The organism is Martinezella miluonensis (assembly GCF_900094545.1).
GTDB classification, from domain to species: domain Bacteria; phylum Pseudomonadota; class Alphaproteobacteria; order Rhizobiales; family Rhizobiaceae; genus Rhizobium; species Rhizobium miluonense.
Window position 1 is genome coordinate 22,482 of record NZ_FMAH01000005.1, and the last position, 16,937, is coordinate 39,418.

Sequence of the window (16,937 nt, forward strand, 5' to 3'; positions counted from 1 at the left end):
CATGGCATTGACCCTTGAAAGAGAGACGGCTGTGACCGTGACCAGACATCGTACATTCGGGCAGGATCTGATCGCGGTCGCGGTCATCGTCGTCGCGGCTGCCGCCGGCTACCTGCTGTTTCCTGATAATCTCGCTCTCCTCACTCGCCTGATCGCGGTCGCGCTTCTCGTGCTCTCGCTTGATCTCGTCACCGGTTATTGCGGCGTGGCAACACTCGGTCATGCGGCGCTGTTCGGCGCCGGCGCCTATGCGGCGGGTATCGCATCCGCCCACTATGGCATCAACGATCCGCTGCTGATGACGTTTGCGGGCATTGTCGCCGGAGCCATCGCCGGCCTGGTGTGTGGTGTCGTCATCTTAAGGGCGCACGGATTGCCGCAGCTCGTGCTGTCGATCGCGCTGGTCTATCTCTTTCACGAGTTCGCCAACAAGGCATCCAGCTGGACCGGCGGCAGCGATGGGTTATCAGGCATTTCGCCGGATCCCTTGTTTGGCACTTTCGAATTCGATCTCTATGGCCACACGGCCTATATCTACGGCGTCGCGCTGCTGCTGACTGCGCTTGTACTGCTGCGCTTTCTCGTGCGCTCGCCCTTCGGCATGCTCTGCCGCGGTATCCGTCAGGATCCCTTGCGCATCCGGGCCATGGGTGCATCGCCAAAGGCGGCGCTGATCAAGATGTATATGATTTCCGGCGCTGTTGCCGGCATCGGTGGCGCCTTGAACGCGATCTCGACCCAGGTCGTCGGCCTCGACAGCCTCTCCTTCACGCAATCGGCCGAGGCCCTCGTCATGCTCGTGCTCGGCGGCACTGGCTCGTTGTTCGGTGCGCTCGTCGGCACGCTGATCTTCATGCTGTTCGAGGACTACGTCTCGGCCGCCAATCCCTTCCATTGGCTGACGATCGTCGGCGCCTTGCTGATCCTCGTCGTTCTCTTCGCGCCCAAGGGCATTTACGGCACGGCCGCCGCCTACATTGCTCGTCGCAGGGAGGCGCGGGCATGAGAGCGATTTTCGAGGTCGGCAATCTGAAGAAGGCGTTCGGTGGCCTGACGGTGACCAACAATGTCAGTCTGTCCATGGCGCCGGGAGATCGCGTCGCCTTGATCGGCCCGAACGGCGCCGGCAAGACCAGCTTCGTCAATCTCGTGACAGGCAATTTGCCGGCGGATTCCGGCGAGGTCCGCATCGCCGGGCAAAACGTCAACAAGCTCGATGCCATCGGCCGTGTCCGGCGCGGCCTGGTGCGCTCGTTCCAGGTGACGCGGCTGTTTCACGACATGACGCCGGCCGAACATGTCGGCATGGCGGTGTTGCAGCGAACAGGCCGCTCCGGCCGCATGTTCGGCAATTTCCTCGCCATGCGCGATGTTATGGCCGAGACCGAGGAGTTGCTTGGCACGCTCGGCCTTGCCGGGCTGATGCATCGCAAGGTCAGCGAGATCGCCTATGGCCAGCAGCGGCTATTGGAAATTGCTGTCGCCATGGCCCTGAAGCCGAAAGTGCTTCTGCTCGACGAGCCCGCCGCCGGCGTGCCGCAAAGCGATACGGGCCGCATCGAGCAGGCGCTCGCCGATCTGCCCGCCGATCTCGCCGTGCTGATGATCGAGCATGACATGGATCTCGTCTTCCGCTTCGCCAAGCGCGTCGTGGTGCTGGCCGCCGGCACAATCATATTCGACGGGTCACCGAAAGACGTGACGCAGGATGCGCGGGTGCGCGAAGCCTATCTTGGGAGCTACGCCAATGCCGGCCACGCCGCTTGAAGTGGAAAACCTGTCGGCCGGCTATGGTCCGACGCGGGTGCTGGAAGGGGTTTCCTTTTCGGTTCCGGCCGGCGGCCGGCTTGCCGTGCTCGGCCGCAACGGCATGGGCAAGAGCACGCTGCTTGCCACCCTTGCAGGCCAGACACGCCGCTATGATGGCCACATCCGGCTGGGCTCGGCCGATATCGCCGGCCTGCCAAGCGCCAGACGCGCCCATCAGGGCCTCGGTTACGTGCCGCAGACGCGCGACGTCTTTCCGACGCTGACCGTGGAGGAGAATCTGTCCGTCGGGCTGAAGGGACGGCCGAAGAGCGCCTTGCAGGAAGCCTATGACATGTTCCCGCGGCTGAAAGAGCGCCGCCGGAACCTCGGTGGCCAGCTTTCCGGCGGCGAACAGCAGATGCTGTCGACTGCCCGCACGATCCTCGGCCGCCCCTCCGTCCTGCTTCTGGACGAGCCGCTGGAGGGGCTCGCCCCTGTCATCTGCGAGGAATTGATGGCCGCCTTTGCCAAACTCGCCAAGTCGGGTGACATGACGATCCTGCTCGTGGAGCAACGCATCCAAAGCGCGCTGGATTTTGCAAGCGATGTCATCATTCTTGAACGTGGGCGGCTTGCCTGGAAGGGTACGCCCGAGGCGCTGGCGCGGGATCATGATGCAGTCGAACGCCTGCTCGGCGTTGGCGGATTGCACTAGCACATCCGCCTTGCGGCCGTGCGCCGATGTGGCGCGACTTCGATTTCGTACGGTGCATTTCCGCTCGCCGCGTGCAATTGCCGTAGCAGTTTTGCTGTCGTAGACACTCCGCCTGCCTGAATTTGGAGGAGGTGCAACATGGACCGATTCACTGGAGGTTGCCTGTGCGGCAAGGTACGAATAGTGGCGTCGGGGCGCCCATATCGTGTCGGCATTTGTCACTGTCTCGACTGTCGCAAGCATCATGGGGCGCTTTTTCACGCTTCCGCGATCTTCCCTGAGGATGCGGTGACGATCGAAGGCGAAACGCGCGACTATGCCGGCCGGTTTTTCTGCCCTCATTGCGGCTCGTCCGTTTTTTCGCAAAGCGCTGACGAAATCGAAGTGAACCTGGGGTCTCTCGATGCCCCTGATCAGCTGACACCGACCTACGAACTCTGGACCATCCGCCGCGAATCCTGGCTGCCGCCGTTTCCGCTCGCGAGACGATACGAGCGTGATCGCGAGGCAGCGAGCCGCTTCGAGGATTAGGTCGCACTCGCAGCAAGGATTATACTAAGAAAACCTGTCGAAGGTTGCCGAAACCGGCGATTCAGGTTGACGACAAAACGTTGATAATTTATCGATATATTATCATTGTTATGGCGTCGCACTGCTGGAGGCGGATTTGTCGGAGAACACTTCGGGTCGTTGGGACTTCTGGATCGATCGCGGCGGTACCTTTACCGACGTTGTCGGGCGCGATCCGTCTGGCGCTCTCCACGCACGCAAGGTCCTGTCGGAAAATCCCGAAGCCTATCGCGATGCGGCCGTTCATGGCATCCGCCTTCACCTCGGTCTCGGCAAGAGCGAGCCGGTTCCCGAGGGTACGATCGGCGAGGTCCGCATGGGCACCACGGTCGCCACCAATGCGCTGCTTGAGCGTAAGGGCGAACGCCTCGCTCTGGTGACGACGAAGGGTTTCAGGGACGCACTGCGCATCGGCTATCAGGAGCGCAAGAAGATCTTCGCGACCGAGATCGTCAAGCCGGAAGCGCTGTACGAAGACGTCGTCGAGATCAAGGAGCGGGTGCTTGCCGACGGCACCATTGAGCGCGCTCTGGATGAGAAGACGGCAGAGATGGCGCTACGCGACCTTCTCGCCAAGGGCTATCGCTCCGTCGCCATCGTCTTCATGCATGCCTATAAGTTCCCGGCTCATGAGGCTGCAGTCGCCAGGATCGCGAGATCCCTCGGTTTCGAGCAGGTCTCGGTCAGCCATGAGGTCTCGCCGCTGATCAAGCTGGTCGGCCGTGGCGATACGGCTGTCATTGACGCCTATCTCTCACCAGTGCTCGGCCGTTATATCGGCCAGGTCTGCGATGAGCTCGATGTCGAGCGCACCGGCGCGCGCGTCATGTTCATGATGTCATCAGGCGGACTGACGGCGGCCGATATGTTTCAGGGCAAGGATGCGATCCTCTCTGGCCCGGCAGGCGGCGTGGTCGGGCTGGCGAAGACCGGCGAACAGGCGGGCTTTGCCAATGTCATCGGCTTCGACATGGGCGGCACCTCGACGGATGTGGCGCATTTCGATGGCGAATATGAGCGCGCTTTTGAGACGGAAGTGGCCGGTGTGCGCGTCCGCGCGCCGATGATGCTGATCCATACCGTGGCTGCAGGCGGCGGCTCGATCCTGCATTTCGATGGCGATCGCTTCCGCGTCGGGCCAGATTCTGCCGGTGCCTTTCCGGGGCCCGCCTGCTATCGCAACGGCGGCCCGCTGGCGGTCACCGACGCCAATGTCATGGCCGGCAAGCTGCTGCCGGAATTCTTCCCCTCCATCTTCGGACCCGATCAGGATCAGCCGCTCGATGTCGAGACAGTGCGCGGCAAGTTCGCCGCACTCGCCGCTGAGATCGGTGACGATCGCAGCCCGGAAGATGTGGCCGACGGCTTCATCCGAATCGCTGTCGCCAATATGGTCGAGGCGATCAAGAAGATCTCGGTGCAGCGCGGTTATGACGTGACGCGCTATGCGCTCAACTGCTTCGGCGGCGCCGGTGGGCAGCACGCCTGCCTGGTTGCCGATGCGCTCGGCATGAAGAGCATCCTTCTGCATCCGATGTCCGGCCTTCTTTCGGCCTATGGCATGGGGCTTGCCGATATCAGGGCAACGCGCCAGAAGGCGCTTGGTGTCTCCCTTGATGGATCGGCACCTGCCGCAATTGCAGCGCTTGGTAGCGAATTGCGCGGCGAATGTGTGCCCGAGCTCGAAACGCAGGGCGTTGCAACGGGCAACATCAAGACGGTCCAGCGCGCCCATATCCGCTATGCCGGCACCGATACTCTTCTGGCAGTCGAGACGACCTTCCCCGAGATTGACGACCCCTTGCGGTTGCGCAGCCAGTTCGAGACGCTGCACAAGCGCCGCTTCGGCTTCGTTGCCGAGGACAAGCCCTTGGTCGTCGAGGCCGTCGAAATCGAAACGATCGGCGGCGCGGCTGCCGATATCGAAACGATCGGCGGCGCGGCTGCCGATATCGCAGTCGAGCTGGAAGCCGCTGGCGAAGGCGAGGCGCAAACTGCAAGGCGCACGGCTTTCTATTCGGGTGGCGAGAGCCACGATGCGGCCGTTGTCCTGCGCCAGGCGATCAAGCCCGGCCAGACAGTCACCGGCCCGGCTATCATCATCGAGCCGAACCAGACGATCGTGATCGAGGACGGCTGGCAGGCGCAGCTGACGGTCAAGGATCATATCGTCCTCAAGCGCATCAAGGCGCTGCCCGAGCGCAATGCCATCGGCACCAAGGCGGATCCCGTCATGCTGGAGATTTTCAACAATCTCTTCATGTCGATCGCCGAGCAGATGGGCATGACGCTGCAGAACACCGCCTATTCGGTGAACATCAAGGAGCGGCTGGATTTTTCCTGCGCCGTCTTCGATGCGGATGGCAATCTGGTCGCCAACGCACCGCATATGCCGGTTCATCTCGGCTCCATGGATGCGTCCGTGGCAACCGCGATCCGTGAAAACCCCATCATCCATCCGGGCGATGTCTTCCTCATCAACGCGCCTTACAATGGCGGCACGCACCTGCCTGATCTGACCGTCTGCACTCCGGTCTTCGACGACACCGGCCAGAAAATCCGCTTCTGGGTCGCCAGCCGCGGCCATCATGCCGATATCGGCGGTATTTCGCCGGGCTCTATGTCGCCGCTCGCTACGCATATCGAGGAAGAAGGCGTCTATATCGACAATTTCAAGCTGCTCGATCGCGGCCGCTTCTGTGAAGCGGAGCTTACCAAGCTGCTGACAGGTGCGCGCTATCCGGTGCGCACGCTCGCCCAGAACGTCAACGATCTCAAGGCTCAGGTCGCCGCGAACGAGAAGGGCGTCGCCGAGCTGAAGAAGATGATCGTCCACTTCGGCGAAGACGTGGTCGACGCCTATATGGGTCATGTTCAGGACAACGCAGCGGAAAGTGTTCGCCGTGTTCTCGACCGTCTGTCCGATGGCGAATTCAGCTATGAGATGGATCAGGGCTGCAAGATCGTCGTCAAGATCTCGATCGATAAGGACAAGCGCGAGGCGACGGTCGATTTCACCGGCACTTCGCCGCAGCGTTCGGACAATTTCAACGCACCGCAGCCCGTAACGCGCGCCGCCGTGCTCTATGTCTTCCGTGTGCTCGTCGAGGCCGATATTCCGATGAATGCCGGCTGCCTCAGGCCGATCCGGATCATCATCCCCGAAGGCACGATGCTGACGCCGGAATATCCGGCGGCTGTCGTCGCCGGCAATGTCGAGGTCAGCCAGGCCGTGACCAACTGCCTGTTCGGTGCGGTCGAGGCGCTTGCTGCAGCTCAAGGCACGATGAACAATCTGACCTTCGGCAACGACGCCTATCAGTATTACGAGACGATCTGCTCCGGCGCGCCGGCAGGCCCAGGCTTCAATGGCGCCGATGCCGTGCACACGCACATGACCAATTCGCGTCTCACCGATCCCGAAATCCTTGAGACGCGTTTCCCGGTCGTGCTGGAGGATTTCCACATTCGTCCGAAGTCCGGCGGGCGTGGCAAGTGGAATTCCGGCAACGGCACACAGCGCACCATCCGCACCCGTGAAAAGCTGGAGTTCGCCATCCTGTCGGGCCATCGACGCGTGGCACCCTTCGGCGTCAAGGGCGGCGAAGCGGGGCAGACCGGCCGCAACTATGTCCGTCGCAACGATGGGGCCATCGAGGAGCTGATCGGCTCGGCCCATACCGTACTAGAGGCGGGCGAGGCCTTTACGGTCGTTACCCCCACCGGCGGTGGCTACGGAAAGCGGGACGAATAAGAACGCAATGCCGAAGCCGGGCAGCAATCGGTCGCTCGACTTCGGCAATCTGCAGGTGCCTTGATCCGGTTCGAAGGAGTTTTCAGGTGACGTCTGAGGAAAAGAGTAAGCGACGCGAGTTGATCGTATCGTCAGCCCATCTTGCAGGCGGCAGTTCGCCGGCTCTGTCGGAGCTGGAATACGGGTCGATCCTCTTTTCCCATGCCTTCAATCGTTGGCTTGTCCGCTGCATGGCGGCGGCCGGCGTGCCCGGCCTTTCGCCGGTCGAGATCCTGGTCATTCATTCCGTGCGGCATCGCGACAGGCCGAAAACGCTTGCCGATCTCTGCCTCGTCCTCGATATCGAGGATACGCATGTGGCCAATTACGCCATCAAGAAGCTGGAAGCGGCAGGCTTGGTCAAGAGCGGCAAGGCCGGCAAGGAAAAGACGATCCGGGTCACCGACAAGGGCCTGGATGCGTTGAAGCGCTATACCGAAATTCGCGAACGGCTGCTGGTGGAGGCGACCAAGGTGTCCGGTCTTTCGCAGGATGGCCTTTCCGATATCGCCTCGCATCTCAGGGCATTGTCCGGCTATTACGAACAGGCCGCGCGCTCGGCAGCCACGCTGTAAAACAGCAATAGGGACGAGCCTGTCGCAAATTCAGATCCTCCCAAGATCGGCCTTCCGTTCCGGGAGTAATTTCGCGCCGAACGACCGGGCCGCGACAGTCGAGCCCAGCCCCTTATCTATTTTGTCGTAGCATACCTATATTAGATTTGTGCGATCCGTTGGTGGTACTCGCCAAACGATCCTTATCGATAGAAAGATGAGATCCAGTTTTTACCACCGCGCAACTTTTGGAAATTGCTGGCTTCGCACGATAGCAAAAGTGTGCTTTTTTTGACCGAAAGGGGAATGGTGTAAAAACTTCCATGAACAACGATAGTTTCGAGCTGAAATTTTGGGGCGTGCGGGGAAGCATCCCGGTATCGGGACCGGAATTTGAGCGGTACGGCGGCAATACGTCGTGCATAGAGTTAAAACATGCCGGCAGGCATATCCTATTCGACGCCGGGACCGGTTTGCGCGAAGCGGCCGCATCCCTTGCCAGGGAAGGGGTCCGCAATATCGATCTCTTCTTCACCCATTCGCACTACGACCACATCATCGGCCTGCCCTTCTTCAACGCCATCTATGATCCGCGCGTCAGCGTCGATCTCTGGTCGGGCCATCTCGCCGGCAAGACGACGACACGGCAGCTGATCGGCCAGTTCATGCGGCCGCCATGGTTCCCGGTCGAACCGGATATCTGTCGCGCCGCGATGAATTTTCGCGATTTTGCCGCGGGCGACACGCTGAAACCGCATCCGGGGATCGTCATGCATACAACTCGTCTGAACCATCCCGGCGGCTGTATCGGCTATCGCATCGAATGGTCGGGCCGGGTGATCGCCATGGTCTACGACACCGAGCATGTGAACGGCCAGCTTGATGAAGCCGCACTCGCGCTGATGGCCGATGCCGACCTTGTGGTATACGACGCGACCTATATCGAGACCGAAATGCCGAAATATCTCGGCTTCGGCCACTCCACCTGGGTGGAAGGCATCAAGCTCGCCAAGAAGGCGGGCGCCAAGCGGCTTGCCCTGTTTCATCATGCGCCCGGCCGTACGGATCGCGAGCTGGATGAGATGCAGCGCGAGGCGCAGAAGAGCTTCCCCGAAGCGTTCTTCGCCTTTGACGGACAGTCGCTGCAGCTCTGAGCGCTCGCAGCGACAGACCGAACTGGCTGCACGGCGTTAGTGAACGAAGTTGCCGACCGGCCGCCATTCTATGGCGGCATGGCCGGCCGTTTCCTCGAACAGCGTCTCGATGAAACTCCAGGCAAGAGCGTCATGCACGAGATGATGTGTCATCACCCCAATCGGCTCGTCATTGCCGTCAAAGCGGTTTTGAAGTTCTTCCACCAGGCGTCCGATGATTTCGGCATGCGATAAGCCTCCGCGCACGCCATGCCATCTCATGATGTCGATATGCGTGTTGATCAGGCCGATAGGGGCCTGTTTTGCCAATCCGAAAACCGAGACGGCGCGATAGCCGAAGGGGGCGAGATGCGGCAGCAGCGCATCGTCGATCCGGTTCCACGGCGGCACGAGCAGCGGGACGAACTGCTGGGGATAAAGGGCTTTCAGCTTGTCGAAGCCCCGATGAAGTTCGTCGAGCACGACCTCTTGCGGTCGGTGCAGGCCAAGCTCCTGCTTCTTGGTATCATCCGGGGCATAGTTCCGGTGCGTCCAGCCATGCACCGTGGCGGTGATGCGGTTTGCATGCGTCAGTCGTTCGGCCAATGCTTGCCCGGTCGGGCCTGGAATGATCGCAAGCGTCATCGGCACCTCGAAACGATCGGAGAGCGACAGCAGGCGATCGAGGGCAGGGGTCGGCTCGATCGCGTCGTCGTCACGGAACCAGAGTTTTGCCTTTCGTCCCGCCTTGCTCCATCGCTGCAGCTCGGAGCGCAGGGGCTGCCATTCGGCTCTATCGCTCATAATAGGTATCTCCCAAATATTTTCGAAGAATGGTTTCCAATCGCTTCGACGCGGCGGTCAGGGACCGCTCCTGATGAACGAAGTCATAGGCTGCATCTGCCATGGCCTGCCGCCTGTCCGGATCGTTTAAAAGCTGGGCGATGGCGTCGGCATAGGCGCCCATATCGCCTTCCGGCGTCAGCAACCCCGTCCTATTAGCCATCACCACTTCCGGCACGCCTGCCGTCGCCTGCGCGACGACGGGAAGGCCTGCGGCCTGCGCCTCCAGATAGGCAAGGCCATAGGCCTCGTTGCAGCCGGGCCAGACATAAAGGCCGGCTGTCGCAAGCTCCGCTGCGATCTCGGATGTGGAGCGCTCTCCGCGCCAGATGATCCGACTTTCGTCAAATGTGGAAAACAGCGACCTGACCTCGGTCCGCATCGGTCCGTCGCCGATGATGGTTAGGGTCCAATCCTGGTCGCGGATCAGATCGAGCGCGCTTGCCAGCATCGCATAGCTGTCGAATTTATCGCCTTTGCGCAGCATGGCCACGGCAATCAACCGCCGCGGATCGGGGTTAGAGCGGGCAAAGGGCGCGGCGTCGATGAAAGGCAGGAAGCGCTCGTAACGGCCGTCGGGGATGGCGTCCAGCAGACCGATCCGATCCCGTTCGGTAAAGCACAGATTGACGGCGGCGAGCCGAACCGCATCGGCGATGAGGCGCTGGTTCTCATCCCAGCCATTGGCATCATGGCGTCGAGAATAAGACGCTTCCGCGGTAACATAGGGAATGCCGATCCTGCGGGCGATCTGCGGGCCGAGGAGATCGGGCGTCTTGTAGTAAGGATGATAGGTGAACCACAGGTCAGGGGTGGGCTCATTCTGCCATCGGCCAAGCAGCCGGACTATTTCGCTTTCACCCTGCCGGGAAATTTCCGCTCGCGGAGCGGCTTCAGGGTTTGGCGTGAAACTGCGCAATTCGGAAGCGATTTCGACCCGATGTCCCGCCATTTCCAGCGCTGCGATGATCTGCCGGGCCATCAACCTGTCGCCGGATGGGACCGGATGGCCGGGCGATTTCAGCGGAGCGTAGAAAGCGATCTTCATGATGCCGGCACACGGTTGACGATTAAGTGATGATGGAAGCCTGAATCGTGAAAGGATTGCCCGAATTCCGACCGGTTGCGTGACAATAAGGTGCCTGCTTCAAAACGCCGCATGCTCGACAGTATGCAGCGTTGCGGCTAGATGAATAGGCGATAGCCGTTTTCGCTTCTGTTGTGAACGGGCAATATACATTGGGTACGATGACCATCGAGGCAAGAAAGCCAATCATTTCCGATCGCCTTGTGCGAAAGCTGCGACTTGGCTCGGGTTTGGTCGTTTTTACCTTCGTGATCATGCATCTGGCCAACCACTCCCTCGGGTTGATCTCGCTCGGTGCAGCCGAATCTGCGCAGCATTGGTTCATGGCGGTCTGGCGCAATCCGGTCGGAACCGTGCTTCTTTATGGAGCACTGATTCTCCATATCCTGCTCGTGCTGCGAACGCTTTACAGGCGCAGAACGCTGGTCATGCCCGCCGGCGAAGCTTTTCAGATCGTGACCGGTCTGCTGGTGCCCCTTCTCCTGATCGACCACATCGTTGCGACGCGCATCGTCCATGACGTCTATGGCTATCACGATTCCTACAAGGCGATCGTGCGCAGCCTATGGGTGACGACACCGTTCAACGGTGTGCGTCAGTCGCTCGTGCTCCTGATCGTTTGGCTGCATGGATGTATCGGCGTTCATTTCTGGCTGCGCTACCGCCCTTGGTATGCGGCGATCGCTCCCGTGATCCTGTCGCTCGCTATCGTTCTGCCGGTTCTCGCCTTGCTCGGCTTCGCGGCGATGGGCAAGACCGTGGCACATGAAGTCGCTCACGAGGATGAGCGCGGCTATCGCGGCGGCTATTACAGCGACGTGCGGAGTTATGGCGAGACTGGCTCCGTGCCGGGTAGTCAGATGGCTGAAGCCTTGTGGCCATATCGGGCCGGGTTCTATGGCGCCTTCAGCCTGTCGATCGTTGCTCTCTTCGGTTTCCGCACGCATCGCAGATTGCGCGAGCGGCTATTCCAGGTCGCGATCCGTTATGCCGGCGGCGAGGTCGTACACGCGCCGCGCGGCTTCAGCGTCCTGGAAGCGAGCCGCCTCGGAGGCATCCCGCACTATTCCGTCTGTGGCGGCAAGGGCCAGTGCTCCACCTGCCGCGTCCAGATCATCGATGGCGCCGAGAACCTGCCGCCGCCGGAAGCCTTGGAGCAGAAGACCCTGAACCGCATCGGCGCTACGCCGGATGTCCGTCTTGCCTGTCAGCTGCGGCCCACCGGAAATGTCAGCGTCGTGCCGCTCCTGACGCCGATGGCCGAAGCGGCCATCCCGGTCTATAGCCACGCCGCCAGCCCCGGCCGTGAACGAGAAATCGTCGTGTTCTTCTGCGATCTCCGCCATTTCACCGCGCTGACGGAATCGCGCCTGCCTTTCGATATCGTTTTCCTGCTCAATCGCTATTTCGCTATCGTCGGACGCATCATTGAGGAGAATGGCGGCCGGATGGACAAGTTCATCGGCGATGGCGCCATGGCCCTGTTCGGTCTTCGCACCACCCCCAAGGAAGCCAATCGTCAGGCGTTGAAAGCGGCTGCCGCGATCGTGCGGGAAATCGACAAGCTCAGCGCCGAACTCGCCGACGAGTTGACCACCCCTCTCGAAATCGCCATCGGCCTGCACGCCGGTTCGGCGGTGGTCGGTTCGATGGGATATGGCAGCGTGAAGAACGTGACGGCGATCGGCGATACGGTCAATGTCGCCAGCCGCCTGGAGAGCGTCGCCAAGGAGTATAACAGCGCCTTGGTCTTTTCCGAGCCGGTGGCCCAGCTTTCGGAGATCGACGTCGCTGGCGTCGAAAGCCGCGAGATTGCCGTTCGAGGCCGCGGCGAGCCCTTGCGGGTCTATATCGTTTCGAAGGAAGCGAGCAGCCGCTTTGTCTGATGTCTCAAGTCAGGCCGTGCAGTCTGATGCAGCGTGCGATCCCGTGTCCCCCGTTTGCAACGGGAAGGCGCTGGTGTAGGGATAGCGCCCATGTTCGACGGCAAGATCCTCACGAGAAAATACTGGAAACGCGCCTTCCGCAGAAAGCGGGATGCGATCGCGACGCGCCTGTTTAATACCCGCCTCGGTCGGGATATCCTCGTGAGTGCGCTTGGTCCGCGCGTCAAGACGATGACGGTGGATTGCGGCGATCACGTCATGAGCTTTTCGCCGGCCGATTACATCGGCCGCAAGGTCTTTCGGAAGGGGCATTTCGAGCGCGACCATGTCGACCGGCTGCTGAGCGTGCTGCGCGAGCGTGGCCTGTTGCGCAAGGGGTCGGCCTTGCTGGAACTCGGCGGCAATATCGGCACGCAGACCTGCTATTTCGCTCTCAGCGGCGTCTACGGGCGCATCGTCAGCGTCGAGCCGGACCCGCGCAATTTCCGGCTGCTATTAACCAACATTGCTGACAACGGCTTTCAGGCCGCCGTGACCGTGGTCAATTGCGCCGCTGGCGATCGCGCTGGGCAACTCGATTTCTATCTGAATCACAAGAACCACGGCAAAAGCAGCGCTCTGCGCCAGAGCGCAAGCGACGAAAAGATCTCGGTTCCCGTCCGGCCTGTCGCCGATATTCTGATGCAGGCCGGTGTCGATCCCGCCGATGTCGGCCTGATCTGGATGGATATCGAGGGTTACGAGCCGGTCGCTTGCCGGTCGATGCGGATGCTGATGGCCCGCAAAGTACCGCTCTACATGGAGTTCACGCCCGCCTTCTACGGCCAAGAACAGGCCGCGGCCTTCGTCAGTGATCTCGCCAGCCACTACAGCGACTGCTTAGCCTTTCTCGAAGGCCGCGAGGAGACGATGAAGGTGGCTGATCTGCCGACAAAGGGTGAGCAGTTCGACGTCCTGTTTCTGGGCTGAAGCTATTCGCGTCGATAGATGAAATAGCGTCCTGCCTTGACGGTATCCGGCAGCGGCAAAGCTTGGAGGTCGGGATGGTCGAGTGGGAGGCCGCTGACCGCAAGTCCGCCTGGCGCCAGAACGCCGGCCATGATACCGGGCAGCCAGGTGAGTGTGACCGCATCCTTGTCTTCGTAGCCGGTGCCGATATCGGCATGGGCAAGCGAGGCTCCTGCCCCAACGAAGCCCCCGACCGTGTCCTTGATTTCACCGAGAACGAGATTGTCGGCTGACGGCATGGAAGGACCGTAGGCGTTGGCGGCCCGGTCGAAGGCGATAATGCGGCGATCTGGGAAGAGTTCGCGCAGGTGATCGAAAGTGCGGCCATTGCCCAGACCGAGCTCTAGTACCGGGCCCTCAAGCAATCTGACCTGATCGGCAACGGCATTGAGAATATCGCGCTGCGCGCTCAGGCGGCGAATGAAACTATCCAGGCGGCTCATCGTATCTGTTATATCCTTGGCGTTTTTGATGCCTCTGTCGCTCGCAGTAGCACGGCCGGCATTGTCGGTCGACCGCCCGCTGGTTTTTCGGCATGTTTGCTGTAGGGATAGAGTGTTGCGGTGCTCATGAAAGGGGGAGCAGTCATGGTCGAGATACCCAATGACGATTTCTTCCACAAGCTGACGGCTTTTACCCGCTTCGAGGGTGTGACCGACAGCGCCAATTATCGGCCTCTTCCGGATGATTGGCTGATTGCGATCGCCGACATCGTCAGCTCGACAAAGGCAATCGCGGCAGGCCACTACAAATCCGTCAACATGGCGGGCGCAAGCGTGATCTCCGCCGTGCTCAACGCACTCGACAAGGGCGACTATCCCTTCGTTTTCGGCGGCGACGGCGCACTGGTTGCCATTCCGCCGACGGGAGAGGCACGGGTGCGACCGGCCCTTGCGGCAGTGCGCAGCTGGGTCAAGGAGGAATTGCAGCTCGATCTGCGTACCGCGCTCGTGCCGATGTCGGCCGTTCGCAGCGAGGGGCTGGATGTCATGGTCGCCCGCTTCAGCCCCAGCGAATACGTGTCCTATGCCATGTTCTTCGGGGGTGGCACGAGCTGGGCCGAAAAGCAGATGAAGGCGGGCAATTTCATCGTGGAGCCGGCGGCGCCGGAAGCCAGGCCTGACCTGACCGGCCTGTCATGCCGCTGGAATCCGATCAAGGCCAATAATGGTGAAATCGTCTCCATCATCGCTGTTCCCGGCGATATCGGTAACAGCGTGAAATTCCAGCAACTCGTCGCCGATATCATCGCCATTTCCAGAGAAGAGAGCCGCGACGGCCATCCGGTACCGGCCGAGGGGCCGACACCGTCGCTGGTCTTCGACGGAGTCGATATAGAGGCACGCGCTCAGGCGCCGGCTGCCGATCGCTGGTGGCGCAAGCTAGCCATCGACGCGCAAGTTGTTCTCGTCTACATCCTTGATAAGTTCGGGCTGCGCGTTGCGTCTTTCGACGCGAAGATCTACAGGCGTGACTTGGCCGCCAACTCCGATTTCCGCAAATTCGACGACGGCCTGAAGATGACCATCGATGTCGATGCCGACCACCTCTCGCGCATCGAGGCGAGGCTGCGCCAGGCAGAGGCGGAAGGCGTCTGCCGCTATGGTCTGCATCGGCAGGACAGCGCGCTAATGACCTGTTTCGTGCCGACGCCGTTGATGCGCGATCATATGCATTTCATCGACGGGGCAAGCGGCGGTTATGCGATGGCCGCCATGGCAATGCGGGGCAAGAAGCCGCCTGAGTTTGCGGTCGGCGGTTGATTACGCAGATTCCGGGCGAGCGATACATTTCGTCGGCTATTTTGCCACGGAAGCAATTTTATCGAGCCAACGTGTCTTTTGCCCATTGTTTCAGCGATATGTTCGCCTTATCTGAAGGAGAACAAAACGAGAGTCGGCGATTTTGGCCGCTGTCTTTTGCCGCATTTCGACGGCGTCGAGCGCGCGAAGAAGTGCAGCCAATTTTTACAGCGTTGGTGCAATCCTGGGCTTTCGCGGAGGAGTGCCGCTGCGTCATATGATTGTTTCATCCGACCCAACTGGGCCGGAGGCACTGCGGAGGGCAGCCTGGGAACTTGGTCGCCGCTGCTTTGCTGGGCGACGCGTCGATAATTGCAAAGATAGGCCGCGGGGATAATGACTGCTCATTCGACTGTTTCCGATATTCTTCTCGACAAGGTTGCAGAGTGGTTGACCCAGGCGGCGTTGACCGGGGAGAACCTTGAGACCATCGTTCGGGGGTTCTGCGAGCGCATGGCGGCTACCGGGATGCCGATCAATCGGGTGCACCTGACCTTCTCGATGCTGCATCCGCTCTATGACGCGCTCGGCTTCACCTGGCGGCGAGCCGGCGGGCTGACGATCGAGGGCTACAGGCATGTGAACGAGAAGCCCGAACGCTTCGTACAGAGCCCCTATTATTATCTGCTGTCGAATAATCTTCAGCACTTGCGCCGTCGGATCGATCTGGACGGCGCCATCGAATTTCCGATTTTCGAGGATTTGCGTAAGGAGAAGGTCACCGATTACCTGGCCTTCGTGCAGACCTTCGGCGCGGGTTCGGTGCAGGGCATGATGGGCTCCTGGTCCACCGACAGCATCGGTGGCTTCAGCGAAGATATGATCGGTGCGCTGATGCGCATCCAGAATCATCTGGCCATGGCTGCCAAGATGGCGGTCCTTGGCAGGCTCGCCAACAACATGCTGACGACCTATCTCGGCGGCGACGCCGGCAAGCGCGTGCTGAACGGGCAAATCCGCCGTGGTGATGGTGAGACGATCCGTGCCGCATTGGTCATGGGCGACATGCGGCAATCCACCGTCTATGCCGAGAAAGAAGGGCGGCAGGCCTATATCGATACGCTCAACGAATTCTTCGACGCGATCGCTGCGCCATTTAATCGCAATGGTGGCGAAATAATGAGTTTCCTCGGCGATGGATTTCTGGCCGTCTATCCTTGCGGCCGGCACAAGGATCCGTCGAAAGTGGCCTGCGAGGCGGCGCTATCGGCTGTCTTCGAAGCGCAGCGTCGCGTCTCCGCCTTGAACGAGGAGCGCCAGTCACGCAATCTGAGCGCCGTGCGCTACGGGATCGGCCTGCATGTCGGCAATGTCATGTTCGGCAATGTCGGCTTGAAGGACCGGCTGACCTTCTCGGCCTTCGGTGCTGCCGTCAACGAAGTGGAGCGGCTGCAATCCCTGACGAAGAAATATGCGACCGAGGTCGTCGCAAGCCAGGCATTCTCCGGCTACACGGACTGCGAATGGGGAACGCTCGGGGAGGAGAAGCTGCGCGGCGTGCGTCAGCGCTTTACCGTCGTCTCTCCGAAGCCCGCAACGGCGGCCAGCCGCGTGGCGGATATCTTCAGCGATGCGGAGACGGATGGGTTATCCGAGGCGGAGCAGGTCATTCTGTTGCACAGGGATGCCAAGAAGTTCGAAAGCCATCTTCAAGTCGATAGGTTCCGGCCCTGACTGTTGCATTCTGCCAGTTCAGCATAAGCCCATATATCACTGGAAAGACGACAGTTTTTTAACAGCCCCACCACTACTTTGACAAGCTGGACACCTGTTCTGGCCTACGTTAGTGTGCCGTAT

The 16,937-nt window shown here is 60.7% G+C and carries 14 protein-coding genes; 11 read left to right on the forward strand and 3 right to left on the reverse strand.

Translation table 11 applies throughout. From position 1 onward, the window contains the following. The first annotated feature begins 1 nt into the window (after position 1). From GA0061102_RS07095 to GA0061102_RS07125, 7 genes are all read left to right on the forward strand, one after another. Positions 2-1,006 (forward strand): branched-chain amino acid ABC transporter permease, encoded by a 1,005-nt coding sequence (locus GA0061102_RS07095; RefSeq protein WP_092845355.1) that lies wholly within the window; start codon positions 2-4, stop codon positions 1,004-1,006. Next, positions 1,003-1,767 carry an ABC transporter ATP-binding protein gene (locus GA0061102_RS07100; protein WP_092845357.1) on the forward strand — a complete coding sequence of 255 codons (765 nt, stop codon included), beginning with the start codon at positions 1,003-1,005 and terminating at the stop codon, positions 1,765-1,767. The genes GA0061102_RS07095 and GA0061102_RS07100 overlap by 4 nt, the downstream gene beginning before the upstream one ends. Continuing rightward, positions 1,748-2,464, forward strand: a complete 717-nt coding sequence (locus tag GA0061102_RS07105; RefSeq protein ID WP_092845359.1) for an ABC transporter ATP-binding protein — start codon at positions 1,748-1,750, stop codon at positions 2,462-2,464. Before GA0061102_RS07100 ends, GA0061102_RS07105 begins: the two co-directional genes overlap by 20 nt. 138 nt (positions 2,465-2,602) lie before the next feature. Further along, positions 2,603-2,995, forward strand: a complete 393-nt coding sequence (locus GA0061102_RS07110) for a GFA family protein (protein ID WP_092845361.1) — start codon at positions 2,603-2,605, stop codon at positions 2,993-2,995. Positions 2,996-3,131: 136 nt separating this feature from the next. Further along, positions 3,132-6,788 (forward strand): hydantoinase B/oxoprolinase family protein, encoded by a 3,657-nt coding sequence (locus tag GA0061102_RS07115; RefSeq protein WP_092845363.1) that lies wholly within the window; start codon positions 3,132-3,134, stop codon positions 6,786-6,788. Positions 6,789-6,874: 86 nt separating this feature from the next. Next, positions 6,875-7,402, forward strand: coding sequence for a winged helix DNA-binding protein (locus GA0061102_RS07120; protein WP_092845365.1), 528 nt, complete (start codon positions 6,875-6,877; stop codon positions 7,400-7,402). 302 nt (positions 7,403-7,704) lie between these two features. After that, positions 7,705-8,535: an MBL fold metallo-hydrolase gene (locus GA0061102_RS07125; protein ID WP_092845367.1), complete on the forward strand. Its 831-nt coding sequence runs from the start codon at positions 7,705-7,707 to the stop codon at positions 8,533-8,535. 36 nt (positions 8,536-8,571) lie between these two features. Here the strand turns inward: GA0061102_RS07125 and GA0061102_RS07130 are convergent, their stop codons facing one another. Together GA0061102_RS07130 and GA0061102_RS07135 are read right to left on the reverse strand one after the other, a co-directional pair. Beyond that, positions 8,572-9,318 carry a polysaccharide deacetylase family protein gene (locus tag GA0061102_RS07130; protein WP_092845368.1) on the reverse strand — a complete coding sequence of 249 codons (747 nt, stop codon included), beginning with the start codon at positions 9,316-9,318 and terminating at the stop codon, positions 8,572-8,574. After that, positions 9,308-10,405 carry a glycosyltransferase family 4 protein gene (locus tag GA0061102_RS07135; RefSeq protein WP_092845370.1) on the reverse strand — a complete coding sequence of 366 codons (1,098 nt, stop codon included), beginning with the start codon at positions 10,403-10,405 and terminating at the stop codon, positions 9,308-9,310. Before GA0061102_RS07135 ends, GA0061102_RS07130 begins: the two co-directional genes overlap by 11 nt. Positions 10,406-10,605: 200 nt before the next feature. Here GA0061102_RS07135 and GA0061102_RS07140 point away from each other — a divergent pair, with 200 nt between their 5' ends. Together GA0061102_RS07140 and GA0061102_RS07145 are read left to right on the forward strand one after the other, a co-directional pair. Beyond that, positions 10,606-12,330, forward strand: a complete 1,725-nt coding sequence (locus tag GA0061102_RS07140) for an adenylate/guanylate cyclase domain-containing protein (protein ID WP_092845372.1) — start codon at positions 10,606-10,608, stop codon at positions 12,328-12,330. Between the two features lie 90 nt (positions 12,331-12,420). Continuing rightward, positions 12,421-13,299: an FkbM family methyltransferase gene (locus GA0061102_RS07145; RefSeq protein WP_092845374.1), complete on the forward strand. Its 879-nt coding sequence runs from the start codon at positions 12,421-12,423 to the stop codon at positions 13,297-13,299. Between the two features lie 2 nt (positions 13,300-13,301). On the opposite strand, the gene GA0061102_RS07150 is transcribed toward GA0061102_RS07145, so the two are convergent. Continuing rightward, positions 13,302-13,781: a class I SAM-dependent methyltransferase gene (locus tag GA0061102_RS07150; protein ID WP_092845376.1), complete on the reverse strand. Its 480-nt coding sequence runs from the start codon at positions 13,779-13,781 to the stop codon at positions 13,302-13,304. A gap of 144 nt (positions 13,782-13,925) precedes the next feature. Between GA0061102_RS07150 and GA0061102_RS07155 the strand changes: the two genes are divergently transcribed. Further along, a complete protein-coding gene (locus GA0061102_RS07155; RefSeq protein WP_092845378.1) occupies positions 13,926-15,101 on the forward strand; it encodes a DUF3095 domain-containing protein in 1,176 nt (391 codons plus the stop codon). Positions 15,102-15,476: 375 nt separating this feature from the next. Next, positions 15,477-16,814, forward strand: coding sequence for an adenylate/guanylate cyclase domain-containing protein (locus tag GA0061102_RS07160; protein ID WP_092845380.1), 1,338 nt, complete (start codon positions 15,477-15,479; stop codon positions 16,812-16,814). Positions 16,815-16,937 lie beyond the last annotated feature (123 nt).

Bases quoted from the DNA above. Each gene is read 5' to 3' on its own strand.
- GA0061102_RS07155 (WP_092845378.1), top strand. From the start codon at position 13,926: ATGGTCGAGATACCCAATGACGATTTCTTCCACAAGCTGACGGCTTTT.
- GA0061102_RS07130 (WP_092845368.1), bottom strand. From the start codon at position 9,318: ATGAGCGATAGAGCCGAATGGCAGCCCCTGCGCTCCGAGCTGCAGCGA.
- GA0061102_RS07150 (WP_092845376.1), bottom strand. From the start codon at position 13,781: ATGAGCCGCCTGGATAGTTTCATTCGCCGCCTGAGCGCGCAGCGCGAT.
- GA0061102_RS07110 (WP_092845361.1), top strand. From the start codon at position 2,603: ATGGACCGATTCACTGGAGGTTGCCTGTGCGGCAAGGTACGAATAGTG.
- GA0061102_RS07145 (WP_092845374.1), top strand. From the start codon at position 12,421: ATGTTCGACGGCAAGATCCTCACGAGAAAATACTGGAAACGCGCCTTC.
- GA0061102_RS07135 (WP_092845370.1), bottom strand. From the start codon at position 10,405: ATGAAGATCGCTTTCTACGCTCCGCTGAAATCGCCCGGCCATCCGGTC.
- GA0061102_RS07095 (WP_092845355.1), top strand. From the start codon at position 2: ATGGCATTGACCCTTGAAAGAGAGACGGCTGTGACCGTGACCAGACAT.
- GA0061102_RS07105 (WP_092845359.1), top strand. From the start codon at position 1,748: ATGCCGGCCACGCCGCTTGAAGTGGAAAACCTGTCGGCCGGCTATGGT.
- GA0061102_RS07160 (WP_092845380.1), top strand. From the start codon at position 15,477: ATGACTGCTCATTCGACTGTTTCCGATATTCTTCTCGACAAGGTTGCA.
- GA0061102_RS07125 (WP_092845367.1), top strand. From the start codon at position 7,705: ATGAACAACGATAGTTTCGAGCTGAAATTTTGGGGCGTGCGGGGAAGC.
- GA0061102_RS07140 (WP_092845372.1), top strand. From the start codon at position 10,606: ATGACCATCGAGGCAAGAAAGCCAATCATTTCCGATCGCCTTGTGCGA.
- GA0061102_RS07100 (WP_092845357.1), top strand. From the start codon at position 1,003: ATGAGAGCGATTTTCGAGGTCGGCAATCTGAAGAAGGCGTTCGGTGGC.